This is a genomic window from Streptomyces sp. NPDC055955 (genome assembly GCF_042270245.1).
Classification (GTDB): domain Bacteria; phylum Actinomycetota; class Actinomycetes; order Streptomycetales; family Streptomycetaceae; genus Streptomyces.
Window position 1 is genome coordinate 173,191 of the sequence record NZ_JBHJYS010000001.1, and the last position, 15,575, is coordinate 188,765.

A 15,575-nucleotide genomic window follows, 5' to 3' on the forward strand; every position below is an offset into this window, starting at 1 on the left:
CCGACCGCCCCGTCATCATTGTCGATCAAGGCCCCGCCCCACAAACCGCCGGTCGCGCGAGGGCCCGGGCAGGCGCACAGGGGCACACCCTAGGGTGGTCGACCATGACATGGCTGATCACAGGTGGAGCGGGTTATATCGGGGCACATGTGGCGCGGGCGATGGCTGCCGCCGGTGAGGCCGTGGTCGTCCTCGACGACATCTCGACCGGGGTGACCGAGCGGCTGCCGTCGGACATCGAGCTGGTCAGGGGCTCGGCCCTGGACGCCGAGCTGGTGAAGCGGGTGTGCGCCGAGCACTCCGTGACCGGTGTGGTGCATCTCGCGGCCCGCAAGCAGGTCGGGGAGTCCATGGAGCGCCCCGAGCTCTACTACCGCGACAACGTGGGCGGCCTGGCGGTACTCCTGGACACGGTCGCCGCGGCCGGCGTGCGACGCTTCGTCTTCTCCTCGTCCGCGGCCGTGTACGGCAATCCGGATGTGGACCTCATCACCGAGTCCACCCCCTGCGCGCCGATGAGCCCGTACGGCGAGACGAAGCTGGCGGGCGAGTGGCTGGTGCGGGCGGCCGGCCGTGCGCACGGCATGGCGACCGTGTGCCTGCGCTACTTCAACGTGGCGGGCGCCGCCGCCCCCGAACTCGCGGACACCGGCGTCTTCAACGTGATCCCGATGGTCTTCGACCGGCTGAGCCGCGGCGAGGCCCCTCGGATCTTCGGCGACGACTACCCGACGCCGGACGGCACGTGCGTACGTGACTATCTGCACGTCGCCGATCTCGCCGAGGCCCATCTCGCGGCCGCGCGCCGGCTCACGGAGCCGGGCGCGACGGGCGACCTGACGGTGAACATCGGCTCCGGCGAGGGCGTCTCCGTACGGGAACTGGTCGACCTGATCTCCGAGGTCAGCGGCGATCCGCGGGCGGCCGTGGTCGAGCCGCGCCGCGCGGGCGACTCCCCGCGCGCGGTGGCCGTCGCGGAGCTCGCGGCGAAGGAGCTCGGCTGGGCGACGCGTCGCGGGGTGCGCGAGATGGTCGAGTCGGCGTGGGCGGGCTGGCGGCTGCGACACCCGCAGACCGCCGGCAACTGAGCCTCGCGACGCCCTGACCTGCACCCATTTCCGCAGGTCAGGGCATATGACAACGGTGTTCAGTGCAGTGTTTGCAGATACCCCCTACCCGTAGTTCACTGTGATATCGGGGGCGGCCGACGAGGTGCGCCGCACAACGGACGGAGGGCGGTTTCCATGGGGGCCGGACACGATCACGGGCACAGCCACGCGCCCACGGGCACGGCCTCGGCCGCGCATCTGGGCCGGCTGCGCATCGCGCTCGGCATCACGCTGACCGTGATGGTGGTCGAGATCGTCGGCGGGGTCCTCGCGGACTCGCTCGCCCTGGTCGCGGACGCGGCACACATGGCGACCGACGCGCTCGGCCTCGGCATGGCGCTGCTCGCCATCCACTTCGCCAACCGTCCCGCGAGCGAACAGCGCACGTTCGGCTTCGCCCGCGCCGAGATCCTGGCCGCGCTCGCCAACTGCCTGCTGCTGCTCGGCGTCGGCGGCTATGTGCTGGTCGAGGCGATCCGGCGGTTCATGGAACCCGCCGAGACCGAGGGCGGGCTGACGATCGTCTTCGGCGTGATCGGCCTCGTCGCGAACATGATCTCGCTGTCGATCCTGGTGCGCGGCCAGAAGGAGAGCATCAATGTGCGCGGCGCCTTCCTCGAGGTGGCCGCGGACGCGCTGGGCTCGGCCGCCGTGATCGTCTCGGCGACGGTCATCCTGACCACCGGCTGGCAGGCCGCCGACCCGATCGCTTCGATCGCCATCGGCCTCATGATCGTCCCGCGGACCGTGAAGCTGCTGAAGGAGACGCTGAACGTCCTGCTCGAAGCGGCCCCGAAGGGTGTCGACATGGCGGAGGTGCGCGCGCACATCGCGGCGCTCCCCGGCGTCCTGGACGTGCACGACCTGCACGCTTGGACGATCACCTCGGGCATGCCCGTCCTGTCCGCGCACGTCGTCGTGAGCTCGGAGGCCCTCAACGCCATCGGGCACGAGAAGATGCTCCACGAGCTCCAGGGCTGCCTCGGCGTCCACTTCGACGTCGAACACTGCACCTTCCAGCTGGAGCCGGTCGGACACGCGGAGCACGAGGCGAAGCTCTGCCACTGAGTTCTCGTCCGTCAGGGACCGGGCGCGCACGCTGCGTGCTACGTTGGCCAGGAATCTTTGAGGAGGTGGGTTGATGACTGTCGTCGCGGTGAGCGCTGCCCCGCGCAGCGACAGGTGCATCCCCATCTCCCGGGCCACCGGCTGACTCTCCCCCTCTTCGGTTGTCGGGGCGTCGGCGGGGCCCTCACACCCAAGGGTTCGAACCGTTGACAGACAACGCCGTACGTGACGCCTTCTTCACCCTGCACCGCGGACTTCCCCGCCAGGGCCCCGGCTCCGACTCCACCACCTTGCGACTCCTCTCCCTCGTGGGGCCGCTGCCCGAGCGCCCGCGCGTGCTCGACCTCGGCTGCGGCCCCGGCCGCTCCGCTCTGCTCCTGGCCGCCGAGACCGGCGGCCAGGTCACCGCGGTCGACCTCCACGAGCCGTTCCTCGACGAGCTGCGCGCCGCCGCCGAGGCACGGGGCCTCGCCGACCGGATCCACCCCGTCAACGCCGACATGGGCGAACTCCCCTGTCAGGACGCTTCGTTCGATCTGATCTGGGCCGAGAGCTCGGCCTACTCCATCGGCTTCGACCAGGCACTGCGGCGGTGGAAGCGGCTGCTCGCCCCGGGCGGCTCGCTCGCGCTCACCGAGTGCGAGTGGACCATCGCCGATCCGTCCCCCGAGGCACGCGCCTTCTGGGAGCCGCACTGCGCGCTGCGGACGACCGACGAGAACGTCCGGGCCTGCACCGGCGCCGGGTACTCCGTGCTCGGTGTCCACCGGCAGCCCGAGTCCGACTGGGACGAGTACTACGGCCCGCTCGCCGAGCGCACCGAAACCGCGGACCCACAGGCACCCGGCATGGCGGAGGCCCTCGCGGGCGCGCGCGCCGAACTGGCGATGCGGCGCGACCACGGCGAGGACTACGGCTACACCGGCTACGCGCTGCGCCCCGCGGCGGCGTGGCCCACGCGGCCCGAGTCGGCCTCCGACGCCGCGGCCGTGCACGCCGTGAACGCCGCCGCCTTCCCGACCCGGGCGGAGGCCGACCTCGTGGACGCCCTGCGGGCGGACACCGACGCGTGGCTGCCCGGCCTGTCGTACGTCGCCGAGGCGCCGGACGGCACCGTGGCGGCGCACGCGCTGGTCACCCGCTGCCTGGTCGGCGGCGCGCCCGCGGCGGCCCTGGCACCCGTCGCGGTGCTTCCGGGACACCAGCGCACCGGCGCCGGTTCGGCCGTCGTCAACGCGGTGCTCGACGCGGCACGCGCGCGTGGGGAGCGGCTCGTCCTCGTGCTGGGGCACCCGGACTACTACCCGAGGTTCGGCTTCACGCCCGCCTCCGGGTACGGCATCCGGCCCGCGTTCGAGGTGCCCGACGAGGCGATGATGGCGCTCGTCCTGGGCGCGGCGGACGGTTCCTGGCAGGTGCCGCAGGGCACGATCACCTACCCGGCCGCTTTCGGCGTCTGACCCTGTGCATGTCCCGCCCGGCCCCCGGGCGGGACATGCGGGCGCCGCCAAGTGCCTGGACTGTCTGTCCGGTACGGCAGACTTGGGGTTCGAGGACCGAAGCGAAGGATGGGTATGCCGACCACACCTGCCACCGCGGCGAACAGTTCGTCGAACGGCACCGGAGAAGCGATCTTGCTGGAACTCGTCGACGAGGACGGCAGGACGATCGGCACGGCGGAGAAGCTCTCCGCGCATCAGGCGCCCGGACAGCTGCACAGAGCGTTCTCCGTGTTCCTCTTCGACGAACAGGGCAGGCTGCTGCTCCAGCAGCGCGCGCTCGGCAAATACCACTCCCCCGGCGTGTGGTCGAACACGTGCTGCGGGCACCCGTATCCGGGCGAGGCGCCGTTCGCCGCGGCCGCCCGCAGGACATTCGAGGAGCTGGGGGTCTCGCCGTCGCTGCTCGCGGAGGCGGGGACGGTGCGCTACAACCACCCGGACCCGGACTCGGGCCTGGTGGAGCAGGAGTTCAACCACCTCTTCGTGGGGATGGTCCAGGCGCCGCTGCGGCCGGACCCCTCCGAGGTCGGCGGGACCGCGTTCGTGACGGCCGAGGAGCTGGCCGTGCGGCACGCCCAGGGGCCGTTCTCGGCATGGTTCATGACCGTGCTGGACGCCGCCCGGCCGGCGATCCGGGAGCTGACGGGACCGTCCGCCGGCTGGTGAGTCCGCCGGTCAGGCGACGACGGGTCTGAGGGGCAGGGCTGCCCAGATCACCTTGCCTCCGCTCGCCGTGTGCTCGACGTCGCACACCCCGCCCGCCTCCCGGGTGACCTCGCGTACGAGGAGGAGGCCACGCCCGCCCGTCTGCCCGTCGGTGGCCTCCAGAGCGGTCGGGCGGTAGGGGTGCTCGTCCTCCACGGAGACGCGCACCCACTCGGCGCCGACGGCGACCTCCACCGCGAGGACGGGCGAGAGCAGGGCCGCGTGCCGCACGGCGTTGGTGACCAGCTCGGAGACGATGAGCAGCAGCCCCTGGACGAGGTCGTCCGAGGCGGGTACGCCCTGCCGGACCAGCAGGTCACGTACGGCGTGCCGGGCCTGCGGCACGGACGCGTCGACGGCCTGCGCCGTGAAGCGCCAGACCCCCTCGTACGGTAGCGGACTTCCCGGTTCCTGCACGGGGGGCGCTCCCCCAGTGCCCTGAGGACGCGGGCGGGACCCCCACCCCTGGTCGCTCATCGTCCGGTCGCCGCCCTTGCGCTCGATTGTCACCACGCATCGAGTGTTGGGAATCCACTGGTCCGTACCGAATGACTGACCAGAAGTCAGCGAGTATCGACGCAATTTGACCGTTGGCGTATGACAGCGTCAGGTGTGCGACCGATCCTGCCGTTCTGGTTTCCTCTTCGATGCCTGTTCAGGTTGTACGTGTCGGGACGCCCCATCGGCCGTCGTACGCCCGAGGACGCGTCGGCCGGACGGCGCCAGGACGCCTCCTCACCGGCCGCCCCTTGGTGATCGCATGTTCGAGCCCTGCGGATAGCATCCGGCGCATGTCGCACACACCGCCGCAGCTCACCCACTCGGTCACCGACGGCATCGCCACCGTCGTCATCGACCACGCCGCCAAACGGAACGCCATGACCGACGGCATGTGGCGCTCGCTCCCGCCGCTGCTCGCCCGGCTCGAGGCCGACCCGTCGGTGCGTGTGCTGGTACTGACCGGGGCCGGCGGGACCTTCTGCGCGGGCGCCGACATCTCCGCACTCGGCGGCTCGGGCTCGCGGGCGCAGGAGCTCGCGGTCGCGGCCGAGGAGGCACTCGCGGCCTTCGCCAAGCCGACGCTGGCCGCGGTACGCGGGTACTGCGTGGGCGGTGGCTGCCAGCTGGCCGCGGCGTGTGACCTGCGGTTCGCGGCCGAGGACACGCTGTTCGGGGTCACCCCGTCGAAGCTGGGGATCGTCTACCCGGCGGGCTCGACGCGCCGCCTCGCCTCCCTGGTGGGACCCGCGACGGCCAAGTACCTGTTGTTCTCGGGCGAGTTGATCGGCACGGAGCGCGCCCTGCGGACCGGGCTCGTGGACGAGGTGCTCGCCGGGGACGAACTGGACAAGCGCGTCGGCGAGTTCGCGCGGATTCTCGGTGAGCGTTCGCAGCTGACGCAGGCCGCGGCGAAGGAGTTCGCCGACGGGCGCGTGGACCGGGCGGCGCACTGGGCCGAGCAGGCGCGCGGAAGCGGCGACACCGCGGAGGGCGTCGCCGCGTTCCTGGAGCGCAGGAAGCCGCACTTCACGTGGACCACGTCAGAGTGAAGCGGGCCTCCCGGCACACCTCATCGGCGAAGCCGCTCCCCCGGACCGTCTCGGCGTGAAGCCGGTCCCCCGGACGGTCTCAGCCAGCGTGATGCCGGTCCCCCGGACCACCTCAGGGTGAAGCCGGTCCCCCGGACGGTCTCAGCCAGCGTGATGCCGATCCCCCGGACCACCTCAGGGTGAAGCCGGTCTCCTGGACTACTCCAGGAAGAAGCGGCTCTCGGCGCGGAACTTCTCGACGAGGTGTGCGGGGGCCTTCTCGGGCGAACCAGCGTCGTAGGGCGGCTGCGGATCGTACTCGGTGAGCAGCTGTACGGCCTGCGCGTGTTCTTCGCCCGCGATCGTGCCGACGAGGGTCAGGCCCATGTCGATGCCTGAGGAGACCCCGGCGGCGGTGACGTACTTGCCGTCGACGACGACCCGTTCGCCCGTCGGCTCGGCGCCGAACTGCTTGAGCGTGTCGAGCGCCAGCCAGTGCGACGTCGCGCGCCGGCCGTCGAGCAGACCGGCTGCGGCGAGGAGCAGGGAACCCGTGCACACGGAGGTCGTCCAGGTGCTGGTGGCGTCGACGGTGCGCAGCCAGTCGAGCAGCACCTCGTTCTCCATCTGCGCGCTCTGGCCCGGGCCGCCGGGAACGACGACGACGTCCGGGTCGGTCAGCTCCGGCAACGCCTTGTCGGCGGTGAGGGCGAGCCGCCCGGTGTCCGACCGCACGGGCCCGGTCCGTTCGGCGACGAAGGTGAGTTCCGCGTCGGGCAGCCTGCCGAGCGTCTCGTAGGGGCCGACGGCGTCGAGCGCGGTGAAACGGTCGAAGAGGACGATGGCGATCTTCATCGGGTGCCTTTCGGTCAGCATGTGCGGGGTTCGGACGGGCGCCGGCCCGGTGGACGAGTTCCGGCCGCGCAAAAGCGGCGGCGGTACTCGGCCGGGGACGCGCCGAGCGTTCGGGCGAAGGCGCGGCGCATCGCTTCGGGAGTGCCGTAGCCGCAGGTGCGGGAGATCTCCTCGACGCCGTCGGAGGTGTCCTCCAGGAGGCGGCGCGCCTGTTCGAGGCGGACCAGGTCGACGTACCGGCCCGGGGTCATGCCGGTCTCCGCCTGGAAGGCGCGGGCGAAATGGCGTGGCGAGAGGCGGGCGCGGGAGGCGAGCGCCTCGACGGAGAGGTCGTCGTCGGGATGCTCGGTGATCCAGTGCTGGACCTCGCGCAGCGGCTCGCGGCGCGCGGTCTGGGCGGAGAGCTGGGCGCTGAACTGGGCCTGGCCTCCCGGGCGTCGCAGGAACACGACGAGGTGGCGGGCGACCGTCAGCGCGGTGTCGCGGCCGTGGTCCTCCTCGACGAGCGCGAGGGCGAGGTCGATGCCCGCGGTGACGCCGGCCGAGGTCGCCACGTTCCCGTCGCGTACGTAGATGGGGTCCGGGTCGACCTCGACGGCGGGGTGGTCGCGGGCGAGACGGTCGCAGTACGCCCAGTGCGTGGTCGCCCGGCGGCCGTCGAGCAGGCCCGCCTCGGCGAGCAGGATGGCGCCCGTGCAGACGGAGACGAGACGCTCCGCGCGCGGGCCGTGCTCCCGCAGCCAGGCGGTCAGGCGCGAGTCCGGGCGGCGCGTGCCGCGGCCGCCGGGGACGAGGAGCGTGTGCGGTGCGGGCGCGTCGGCGAGCGCGTGGTCGGGGACGAGCGTGAGCCCGCTGGAGGTGCGCACGGGACCGCCGTCGAGGGAGGCGGCGCGGATGCGGTACGTGTCCGCGGGGCGCGGCCCTCGGCAGAGGGCGGCACCGGCGAAGACCTCTGCCGGGCCGGTCACGTCCAGGCTCTGGACATCGTCGAACAACAGGATGAGCACGGTGCGGGCGGCCATACGGCCAGTGTTCGGGCTCGGCCCGAGGGCCGCAACGACGAGTACCCCACCTTTCCTGCCATCGGTGGGCCCGGTGCGCTGGGAGCGGCCCGGCCGGCGGCTCTGCGAACGGTGTGGCGAACGAGCCGCGCCCCGCACGTTCCACCCGTACCAACCAGTCGGTAACGTACTGGCATGACGACCTCTCCGGCTTCAGACCCCCGCGCCGCCCGCCGCTGCCACAACATGCTCAATCCGTTCCACTCGATGCACTACTTCTCGCCCGACCTGGGCAAGGAGTTGGGCGCCATCGGGATCACCCATCGGAGCGCGGCCTACTTCGCGGCCCGCGCTGCGGCGATGGGGGCCGTCGGCGCCGGGACCGTGACGGCGACGTTCTACAACTTCAAGCACGAGCTCGTCGCCGAACACGTGCCCGCGGTGTGGGAGACGGCCTCCCCGGAGACGGTCCTCGCGGCACGCGCGCGTGCCGTCGACTCGACGCTGCGCAGGCTCCTCGGGGACGAGATCGTGACCTCCCCGGAAATGGCCGAGGCGGCCACGCTCGCGCTGCGGGCCACGGAGGCCTGCACCCGCCACGCCCGGCCGCTCTACGCCGGCCACGCCGACCTGCCGGTGCCCGAGGAGCCGCACCTCGCGTACTGGCACGCCACCACCCTGCTGCGTGAGCACCGCGGCGACGGGCACCTGGCCGCGCTGCTCGCCGCCGGCCTCGACCCCGTCGAGGCGCTGGTGAGCCATGTGGCGACCGGCAAGGGCATGGCCCCGAAGTGGCTGCTCGCCACGCGCGGCTGGACCCGCGAGGACTTCGACGCGGCCGCCGACCGGCTCAGGGAGCGCAAGGTGCTCGACGCCCAGGGCGAGTTGACCGACCTCGGCGTGGCGCTGCGCCGCGACCTGGAGGAGCAGACCGACCGGCTCGACCGGGAGCCGTACGCGCACCTGGGCGAGGCGGGCGTGGCCCGGCTCACGGAGCTGGCCGGCGGGTTCATGGGCACCGCACTCGGCGCGGGCGCGTTCCCGGCCGACCTGATCGGCAAGGCCGCCTGAAAGGCCACCAGGCGCCGGCAGGCCGGTGGGCTGCCCCCCGTTGTCGGCGCCACCTGCCACAATTGCCGCGCACCCTCAGTTGAGAAGGCGGTACGGCATCGTGGCAACACCCAGCGCAGGTCCCATCACAGGGTCCATCGAAGGCAGGATTGCCGAGGAGCTCGGCGTACGGGAGCGGCAGGTGAAGGCCGCCGTCGAGCTGCTCGACGGCGGTTCGACGGTCCCGTTCATCGCGCGCTACCGCAAGGAAGCGACCGAGATGCTCGACGACGCGCAGCTGCGCACGCTCGAGGAGCGGCTGCGCTACCTGCGGGAGCTGGAGGAGCGGCGCACGGCGGTCCTCGACTCGGTCAGGGAACAGGGCAAGCTGACCGACGAGTTGACGGCGCAGATCATGGCCGCCGAGACCAAGGCGCGCCTCGAGGACATCTACCTGCCGTTCAAGCCGAAGCGCCGCACCAAGGCGCAGATCGCGCGTGAGGCGGGGCTCGAGCCACTGGCGGACGGGCTGCTCGGGGACCCCACGGTGGAGCCGGCCGCGGCCGCGGCCGCGTTCGTCGACGCCGACAAGGGCGTCGCGGACGCGCAGGCCGCGCTCGACGGCGCCCGCGCCATCCTCACCGAGCGCTTCTCCGAGGACGCCGACCTGATCGGCGAGCTGCGTGAGCGCATGTGGGGCCGGGGACAGCTGGCCGCCAAGGTCCGCGAGGGCAAGGAGGAGGCGGGCGCGAAGTTCGCCGACTACTTCGACTTCTCGGAGCCCTTCACCGCGCTGCCCTCCCACCGGATCCTCGCGATGCTCCGCGGCGAGAAGGAGGAGATCCTCGACCTGACCCTGGAGCCGGAGGAGCCGGGGGACGCGGTCGGCGGCCCGTCCTCGTACGAGCCGATCGTCGCGGACCGGTTCGGCATCAGGAACCAGGGGCGGCCCGGGGACAAGTGGCTGTCCGACACCGTGCGCTGGGCCTGGCGGACCCGCATCCTGGTGCACCTCGGCCTCGACCTGCGGCTGCGGCTGCGCACGGCGGCGGAGGACGAGGCCGTGCAGGTCTTCGCGGCGAACCTGCGGGACCTGCTGCTCGCCGCCCCGGCGGGCACGCGCGCGACGCTGGGCCTCGACCCCGGCTTCCGCACGGGCGTGAAGGTCGCGGTCGTCGACGCGACGGGCAAGGTCGTGGCGACGGACGTCATCCACCCGCACGTGCCCGCGAACCGGTGGGACGAGGCGCTGGCCAAGCTGGCCCGGCTCGCCCAGGAGCACAAGGTCGACCTGATCGCGATCGGGAACGGCACGGCGTCGCGCGAGACCGACAAGCTCGCCGGTGAACTGATCACCAAGCACCCGGAGTTGAACCTCACCAAGGTGATGGTGTCGGAGGCGGGCGCGTCGGTGTACTCGGCGTCGGCCTTCGCCTCGCAGGAGCTGCCCGACATGGACGTGTCGCTGCGCGGCGCCGTGTCGATCGCCCGCCGCCTCCAGGACCCGCTGGCCGAGCTGGTGAAGATCGACCCGAAGTCGATCGGTGTGGGCCAGTACCAGCACGACCTGTCCGAGGTGAAGCTGTCGCGCTCCCTGGACGCGGTCGTCGAGGACTGTGTGAACGGCGTGGGCGTGGACGTGAACACGGCGTCCGCTCCCCTGCTGGCCCGCGTGTCCGGCATCAGCTCGGGCCTCGCGGAGAACATCGTGGCGCACCGCGACACGAACGGCCCGTTCACGTCGCGCAAGGGCCTCAAGGACGTGTCCAGGCTGGGCCCGAAGGCGTACGAGCAGTGCGCGGGCTTCCTGCGGATCCGGGGCGGCGACGACCCGCTCGACGCGTCGTCCGTGCACCCGGAGGCGTACCCCGTGGTCCGGCGCATGGTGAAGACGACGGGTGGCGAGGTCGCGTCCCTCATCGGGAACGCGGCGGCGCTGCGGTCGCTGAAGCCGGCCGAGTTCGTGGACGACACGTTCGGTCTGCCGACGGTTTCGGACATCCTCAAGGAGCTGGAGAAGCCGGGGCGCGACCCGCGTCCCGCCTTCAAGACGGCGACCTTCAAGGACGGCGTCGAGAAGATCTCCGACCTGGCCTCCGGGATGGTCCTCGAGGGCGTCGTGACGAACGTGGCGGCGTTCGGCGCGTTCGTGGACGTCGGCGTGCACCAGGACGGGCTCGTCCATGTGTCCGCGATGTCGAAGACGTTCGTGAAGGACCCGCGGGACGTCGTGAAGCCGGGTGACATCGTCAAGGTGAAGGTCCTCGACGTGGACATCCCGCGCAAGAGGATCTCGTTGACGCTGCGCCTCGACGACGAGGCGGCGGCGGGCGAGCCGGGTGCCGGGGGCGGGGCAGGTGCCGGCGGTGGTGGCCGCCGGGAGCGTGGCGGGCGCCCGCCGCAGCAGCGAGGGCAGCAGCGCCAGGGCCAGGCACAGGGCGGTCAGGGCCAGGGCGGCCAGGGCCGACGCCAGCAGGGACAGGGCCAGCGGCAGCAGTCCCAGGGCCAGCGGCGCGGTGGGGCCTCCGCGCCCGCCCCCGCGAACAGCGAGATGGCCGAAGCGCTGCGCCGCGCGGGCCTGCTCGACCCGAAGGGGCGCTGACACACCCGGGGCCGGTCACCACACAGGTGACCGGCCCCGGGGGGCCACGCCGAAGCCCGAAGCGGGCGGCACACGTCAGCCCACGCGCCACGCGTCGGCACACGCGGCACACGTCAGCCCCACCCCACGCGTCGGCCCCGCACGCCACCGTCGACTCGTGTGGCCACGCGGTCACGCGGTCACGCGGTCACGCGGTCACGCGGTCACGCGGTCACGCGGTCACGCGGTCACGCGGTCACGCGGTCACGCGGTCACGCCGCGGAACGTCAGACGGACAGCTCCGTCACCTTGCCGTCGGCGACCTCGATGCGGCGCTGCGTCCTGACGGCGTCCAGCATGCGGCGGTCATGGGTGACGAGCAGGAGCGTGCCCTCGTAGGAGTCGAGTGCCGACTCCAGCTGCTCGATGGCGGGCAGGTCGAGGTGGTTCGTCGGCTCGTCCAGGACGAGCAGGTTGACGCCGCGCCCCTGGAGCAGCGCCAGCGCGGCCCGGGTGCGCTCGCCCGGTGACAGCGTGGCCGCCGACCGCAGGACGTGATCGGCCTTCAGGCCGAACTTCGCGAGCAGCGTGCGCACGTCGGCCGGTTCGGTGTCCGGCACGGCCGCGCAGAACGCGTCGAGCAGCGACTCCGAGCCGTGGAACAGGGCCCGCGCCTGGTCGACCTCGCCGACGACGACACCGGAGCCGAGCGTCGCGTGCCCCGCGTCCAGGGGCACCCGGCCGAGGAGCGCGCCGAGCAGCGTCGACTTCCCGGCGCCGTTGGCCCCGGTGATCGCGATGCGGTCGGCCCAGTCGATCTGGAGCGAGACCGGACCGAGCGTGAAGTCGCCCCGACGCACCTCGGCGTCGCGCAGCGTGGCGACGACGGCGCCGGAGCGCGGCGCCGCCGCGATCTCCATGCGCAGCTCCCACTCCTTGCGCGGCTCGTCCACGACGTCGAGGCGCTCGATCATGCGCTGCGTCTGCCGGGCCTTGGCCGCCTGCTTCTCGCTGGCCTCGCTGCGGAACTTGCGGCCGATCTTGTCGTTGTCCGTGGCCTTGCGGCGGGCGTTCTTGACGCCCTTGTCCATCCAGCCGCGCTGCATCTGGGCACGTCCTTCGAGAGCCGCCTTCTTGTCGGCGTACTCGTCGAACTCGTCGCGGGCGTGGCGGCGGGCGACCTCGCGCTCCTCCAGGTAGGCCTCGTATCCACCGCCGTAGAGGTTGATCTCCTGCTGGGCGAGGTCCAGCTCCAGGACCTTGGTGACCGTGCGCGTCAGGAACTCGCGGTCGTGGCTGACGACGACCGTGCCGGCGCGCAGACCGCGCACGAAGGACTCCAGGCGCTCCAGGCCGTCCAGATCGAGGTCGTTGGTCGGCTCGTCGAGCAGGAACACGTCGTAGCGGGACAGCAGCAGCGAGGCGAGACCCGCGCGGGCGGCCTGGCCGCCGGAGAGCGAGGTCATCGCCTGGTCGAGGCCCACGCCGAGGCCGAGGGAGCCGGTGACCTCCTCGGCGCGCTCGTCGAGGTCCGCGCCGCCGAGGTCGAGCCAGCGCTCCAGGCTGACCGAATAGGCGTCGTCGGCTCCCGGCGCCCCGTCGACGAGGGCCTGGGTGGCCTCGTCCATGGCCCGCTGCGCGGCGTCGACGCCGGTGCGCCGGGCGAGGAACTCGCGCACGGTCTCGCCGGGGCGGCGCTCCGGCTCCTGGGGCAGGTGCCCCACGGTCGCGCCGGGCGGTGAGAGCCGCAGCTCGCCCTGCTCGGGGGTGTCGAGGCCGGCGAGGAGTGTGAGGAGCGTGGACTTCCCGGCGCCGTTGGCGCCGACGAGCCCGATCACGTCGCCGGGCGCGACCACGAGGTCGAGCCCGGAGAACAGGGACCGGTCGCCGTGCCCGGCGGCGAGGTTCTTGGCTACGAGAGTGGCAGTCATCAGACCGCCGATTTTAGCGATCGGACGGACCGCCCACGCCAGCCGCTCCCCGTCGGCGCACGTCCCCCTCACCGGATCACGGGCGCCACCAGCACGCTCCCCGTGGTGCGGGCCACGACGAACGACTCGCCCCTGGTCGCCGTCGGGTCGAGCGCGATGCGGTGGCGGCCCGATTCGAGCACGGCGTCGAAGACGTCCTCGGCGTGGGTGCGGTGGAGCCGGTCGAGGCGGTACACGGTGAGGCGGACCCGGCAGGCGGAGGTGACCTCCAGGCTCGCCTCTCCGTCGGCGGCGACGAGGCGGGTGAGGCGCCGCTGCGGGACGGCCCGCCGGTCCAGGGCGCTCTCCACCTGGGCGACGAGAAGCGGGACGATCGGGGCGAGCCCGTCCACGAACGCCGCCTCGGCGCCCGCCCGCTCGAACTGTTCGCGCACCGCGGCCCGGTCGGCCTCGCCGACGGCGCGCCCGAAGGCGACCGCGCCGTAGGTACGCAGTTCCTCGGGCGGCACACCGGCCGCGTCCTGGGTGATCTCGGCGCCGATGCCGATGGTGCGCAGAGCGGCGGCGAGTTTGGCGAGAACGGCGACGCGGGCCCCGATGAGCAGGACACGACGGGCCGGGGCCGGCTCCGCGGCGCCGTCGAGCAGCGGCCGCAGGGCCTCGCGGTACGCGGCGCCGTCGAAGTGGAAGGGGCCTATGCCGTGGTAGCCGTTGCGTTCCAAGTCGGCCCGCTCCTCGGTCTGCCAGGCGAAGTCCCGCCAGATGACGTCGGGCCCGTCCGCCTCGATGACCGCGGTGACGGCCCCGCATGCGAGAACCTCGCACTCGGGGCACCCGTAGATGACGTAGCGGCCGCCGGGCAGCGGCGCGTCCGCTTCGAGGAGCAGGCCGCGGACGTGGGCCGTGAAGATCGCCGGCGGGACGTCGGAGGCGAGCGGGGAGACGGCGTCGAGGTCACAGAGCTGGAACAGCAGCGGCGAGCCGTTCACGATGAAGTCCAGGAACTCCCGGTGGACTTGGTAGCCCCCGTTCGTGAGAACTCCACCGGCGCGCATGGCCGGTGCCAGGCCGAAGGTCGCGTACTCGGCAGACATGTCCGGAGTATTCCCACCCGAGAGCTGATGTGAGCACGGCATGACGCATTCGGCTACCGTCCGCTCGTGGACAGTGACACGAGCAGCGATGTGATCGTGGTCGGCGGCGGGGTCATCGGCCTGACGACGGCGCTTGAACTCGTCGGTACGGGGCGGCGCGTGGGCCTCTGGACGCGGGACCCCACCGCGCTGACGACGTCGGCGGTCGCGGGCGCGTTGTGGTGGCCGTACAAGATCGGCCCGGTGGAGCGGGTGACCGACTGGTCGCTGCGGTCCCTGCGCGTGTACGAGGAGTTGGCGGCGCGGCCCGGTGCGGCAGGTGTGCGCATGGCGGAGGGCGTGCACGCCGACACCGTCCTCGACGGTCTGGGGCCGTGGGCGGACGGGGTGGCGGGGCTACGTCCGGCGACCGCGGCGGAGTACGGGGGTGGCGCGGGCCTGTGGGCACGGCTTCCCCTGGTCGACATGCCGGTGCACCTGGAGTGGCTGAAGGAGCGCTTCCTGGCGGCCGGCGGGCGCGTGGAGACGCGGGAGGTCTCGGACCTCGCGGAGGCAGGCGCGGCGGCGCCGGTCGTGGTGAACTGCACGGGCATCGGCGCCCGGGCGCTCGTACCGGACGATTCCGTACGCCCCCTGCGTGGGCAGCTCGTCCTCGTGGAGAACCCGGGCGTGGACACGTGGTTCACCGGCGGCGGCGACTCCCCCGACACCTCGACGTACTTCTTTCCCCAGCCCGGCCGGCTGATCCTGGGCGGCACGGCGCAGGAGGACGACTGGTCGCTCGAACCCGATCCCGCCGTGGCGGAGGCGATCGTGGCGCGGTGCGCGGGGGTGCGGCCCGAGATCGCGGGGGCACGGATCATCGGGCACCGGGTGGGACTGCGACCGACGCGGCCCGAGGTACGGGTCGAGCGTGAACGGGCGCCGTGGGGCGGGGTGTTGGTCCACAACTACGGACAGGGCGGGGCCGGTGTGACGGTCGCGTGGGGCTGCGCCCGGGAGGCGGCCGGGCTCGCCGTCTCCTGAGCGCTGCGACCGCACGGGCCGGGGGCCGGGGCCTTTCGTTCGGATCGCCCGGGCTCGCGGGGCCCGGCACCACGCCTCGCGGCGTTGTCGCGTCAGTCGCCGACGCCCCGCGTGGGATCGGCGC

General features: G+C 72.7%; 13 protein-coding genes. 8 read left to right on the forward strand and 5 right to left on the reverse strand.

From position 1 onward, the window contains the following. Positions 1-104: 104 nt before the first annotated feature. The 4 genes from galE to idi all read left to right on the forward strand — a co-directional run bounded on the left by galE (position 105) and on the right by idi (position 4,345). Positions 105-1,088, forward strand: a complete 984-nt coding sequence (gene galE / locus ACFC96_RS00695) for a UDP-glucose 4-epimerase GalE (RefSeq protein WP_376609377.1) — start codon at positions 105-107, stop codon at positions 1,086-1,088. Between the two features lie 156 nt (positions 1,089-1,244). Next, a complete protein-coding gene (locus ACFC96_RS00700; protein ID WP_376251750.1) occupies positions 1,245-2,177 on the forward strand; it encodes a cation diffusion facilitator family transporter in 933 nt (310 codons plus the stop codon). Positions 2,178-2,383: 206 nt separating this feature from the next. Beyond that, complete coding sequence (locus ACFC96_RS00705; protein ID WP_376609379.1) at positions 2,384-3,637, forward strand: bifunctional class I SAM-dependent methyltransferase/N-acetyltransferase; 1,254 nt, start codon at positions 2,384-2,386, stop codon at positions 3,635-3,637. Between the two features lie 114 nt (positions 3,638-3,751). Beyond that, positions 3,752-4,345: an isopentenyl-diphosphate Delta-isomerase gene (gene idi, locus ACFC96_RS00710; protein WP_376251746.1), complete on the forward strand. Its 594-nt coding sequence runs from the start codon at positions 3,752-3,754 to the stop codon at positions 4,343-4,345. A 9-nt stretch (positions 4,346-4,354) separates the two neighbouring features. Here the strand turns inward: idi and ACFC96_RS00715 are convergent, their stop codons facing one another. Continuing rightward, positions 4,355-4,861 (reverse strand): ATP-binding protein, encoded by a 507-nt coding sequence (locus ACFC96_RS00715; RefSeq protein ID WP_376252141.1) that lies wholly within the window; start codon positions 4,859-4,861, stop codon positions 4,355-4,357. Positions 4,862-5,175: 314 nt separating this feature from the next. Here ACFC96_RS00715 and ACFC96_RS00720 point away from each other — a divergent pair, with 314 nt between their 5' ends. Continuing rightward, positions 5,176-5,934 (forward strand): enoyl-CoA hydratase/isomerase family protein, encoded by a 759-nt coding sequence (locus ACFC96_RS00720; RefSeq protein ID WP_376251745.1) that lies wholly within the window; start codon positions 5,176-5,178, stop codon positions 5,932-5,934. A 198-nt stretch (positions 5,935-6,132) separates the two neighbouring features. Here ACFC96_RS00720 and ACFC96_RS00725 read toward each other — a convergent pair whose 3' ends face one another. After that, positions 6,133-6,768 (reverse strand): DJ-1/PfpI family protein, encoded by a 636-nt coding sequence (locus ACFC96_RS00725; protein ID WP_376251743.1) that lies wholly within the window; start codon positions 6,766-6,768, stop codon positions 6,133-6,135. 14 nt (positions 6,769-6,782) lie between these two features. Beyond that, positions 6,783-7,790, reverse strand: coding sequence for a GlxA family transcriptional regulator (locus ACFC96_RS00730; protein ID WP_376609381.1), 1,008 nt, complete (start codon positions 7,788-7,790; stop codon positions 6,783-6,785). Positions 7,791-7,964: 174 nt separating this feature from the next. On the opposite strand from ACFC96_RS00730, the gene ACFC96_RS00735 reads away from it, so the two are divergent. Both ACFC96_RS00735 and ACFC96_RS00740 read left to right on the forward strand, forming a co-directional pair. After that, positions 7,965-8,840, forward strand: a complete 876-nt coding sequence (locus ACFC96_RS00735) for a hypothetical protein (RefSeq protein ID WP_376251740.1) — start codon at positions 7,965-7,967, stop codon at positions 8,838-8,840. Positions 8,841-8,940: 100 nt separating this feature from the next. Further along, positions 8,941-11,421, forward strand: a complete 2,481-nt coding sequence (locus ACFC96_RS00740; protein WP_376609383.1) for a Tex family protein — start codon at positions 8,941-8,943, stop codon at positions 11,419-11,421. Between the two features lie 266 nt (positions 11,422-11,687). On the opposite strand, the gene ACFC96_RS00745 is transcribed toward ACFC96_RS00740, so the two are convergent. Continuing rightward, positions 11,688-13,331 (reverse strand): ABC-F family ATP-binding cassette domain-containing protein, encoded by a 1,644-nt coding sequence (locus ACFC96_RS00745; RefSeq protein ID WP_376609385.1) that lies wholly within the window; start codon positions 13,329-13,331, stop codon positions 11,688-11,690. A gap of 68 nt (positions 13,332-13,399) precedes the next feature. Beyond that, complete coding sequence (locus ACFC96_RS00750) at positions 13,400-14,425, reverse strand: oxidoreductase (protein WP_376609386.1); 1,026 nt, start codon at positions 14,423-14,425, stop codon at positions 13,400-13,402. A 66-nt stretch (positions 14,426-14,491) separates the two neighbouring features. Between ACFC96_RS00750 and ACFC96_RS00755 the strand changes: the two genes are divergently transcribed. Continuing rightward, entirely contained in the window at positions 14,492-15,451 is a 960-nt protein-coding gene (locus ACFC96_RS00755; protein WP_376609388.1) for an FAD-dependent oxidoreductase, read from the forward strand. The last annotated feature ends 124 nt before the right edge of the window (positions 15,452-15,575 follow it).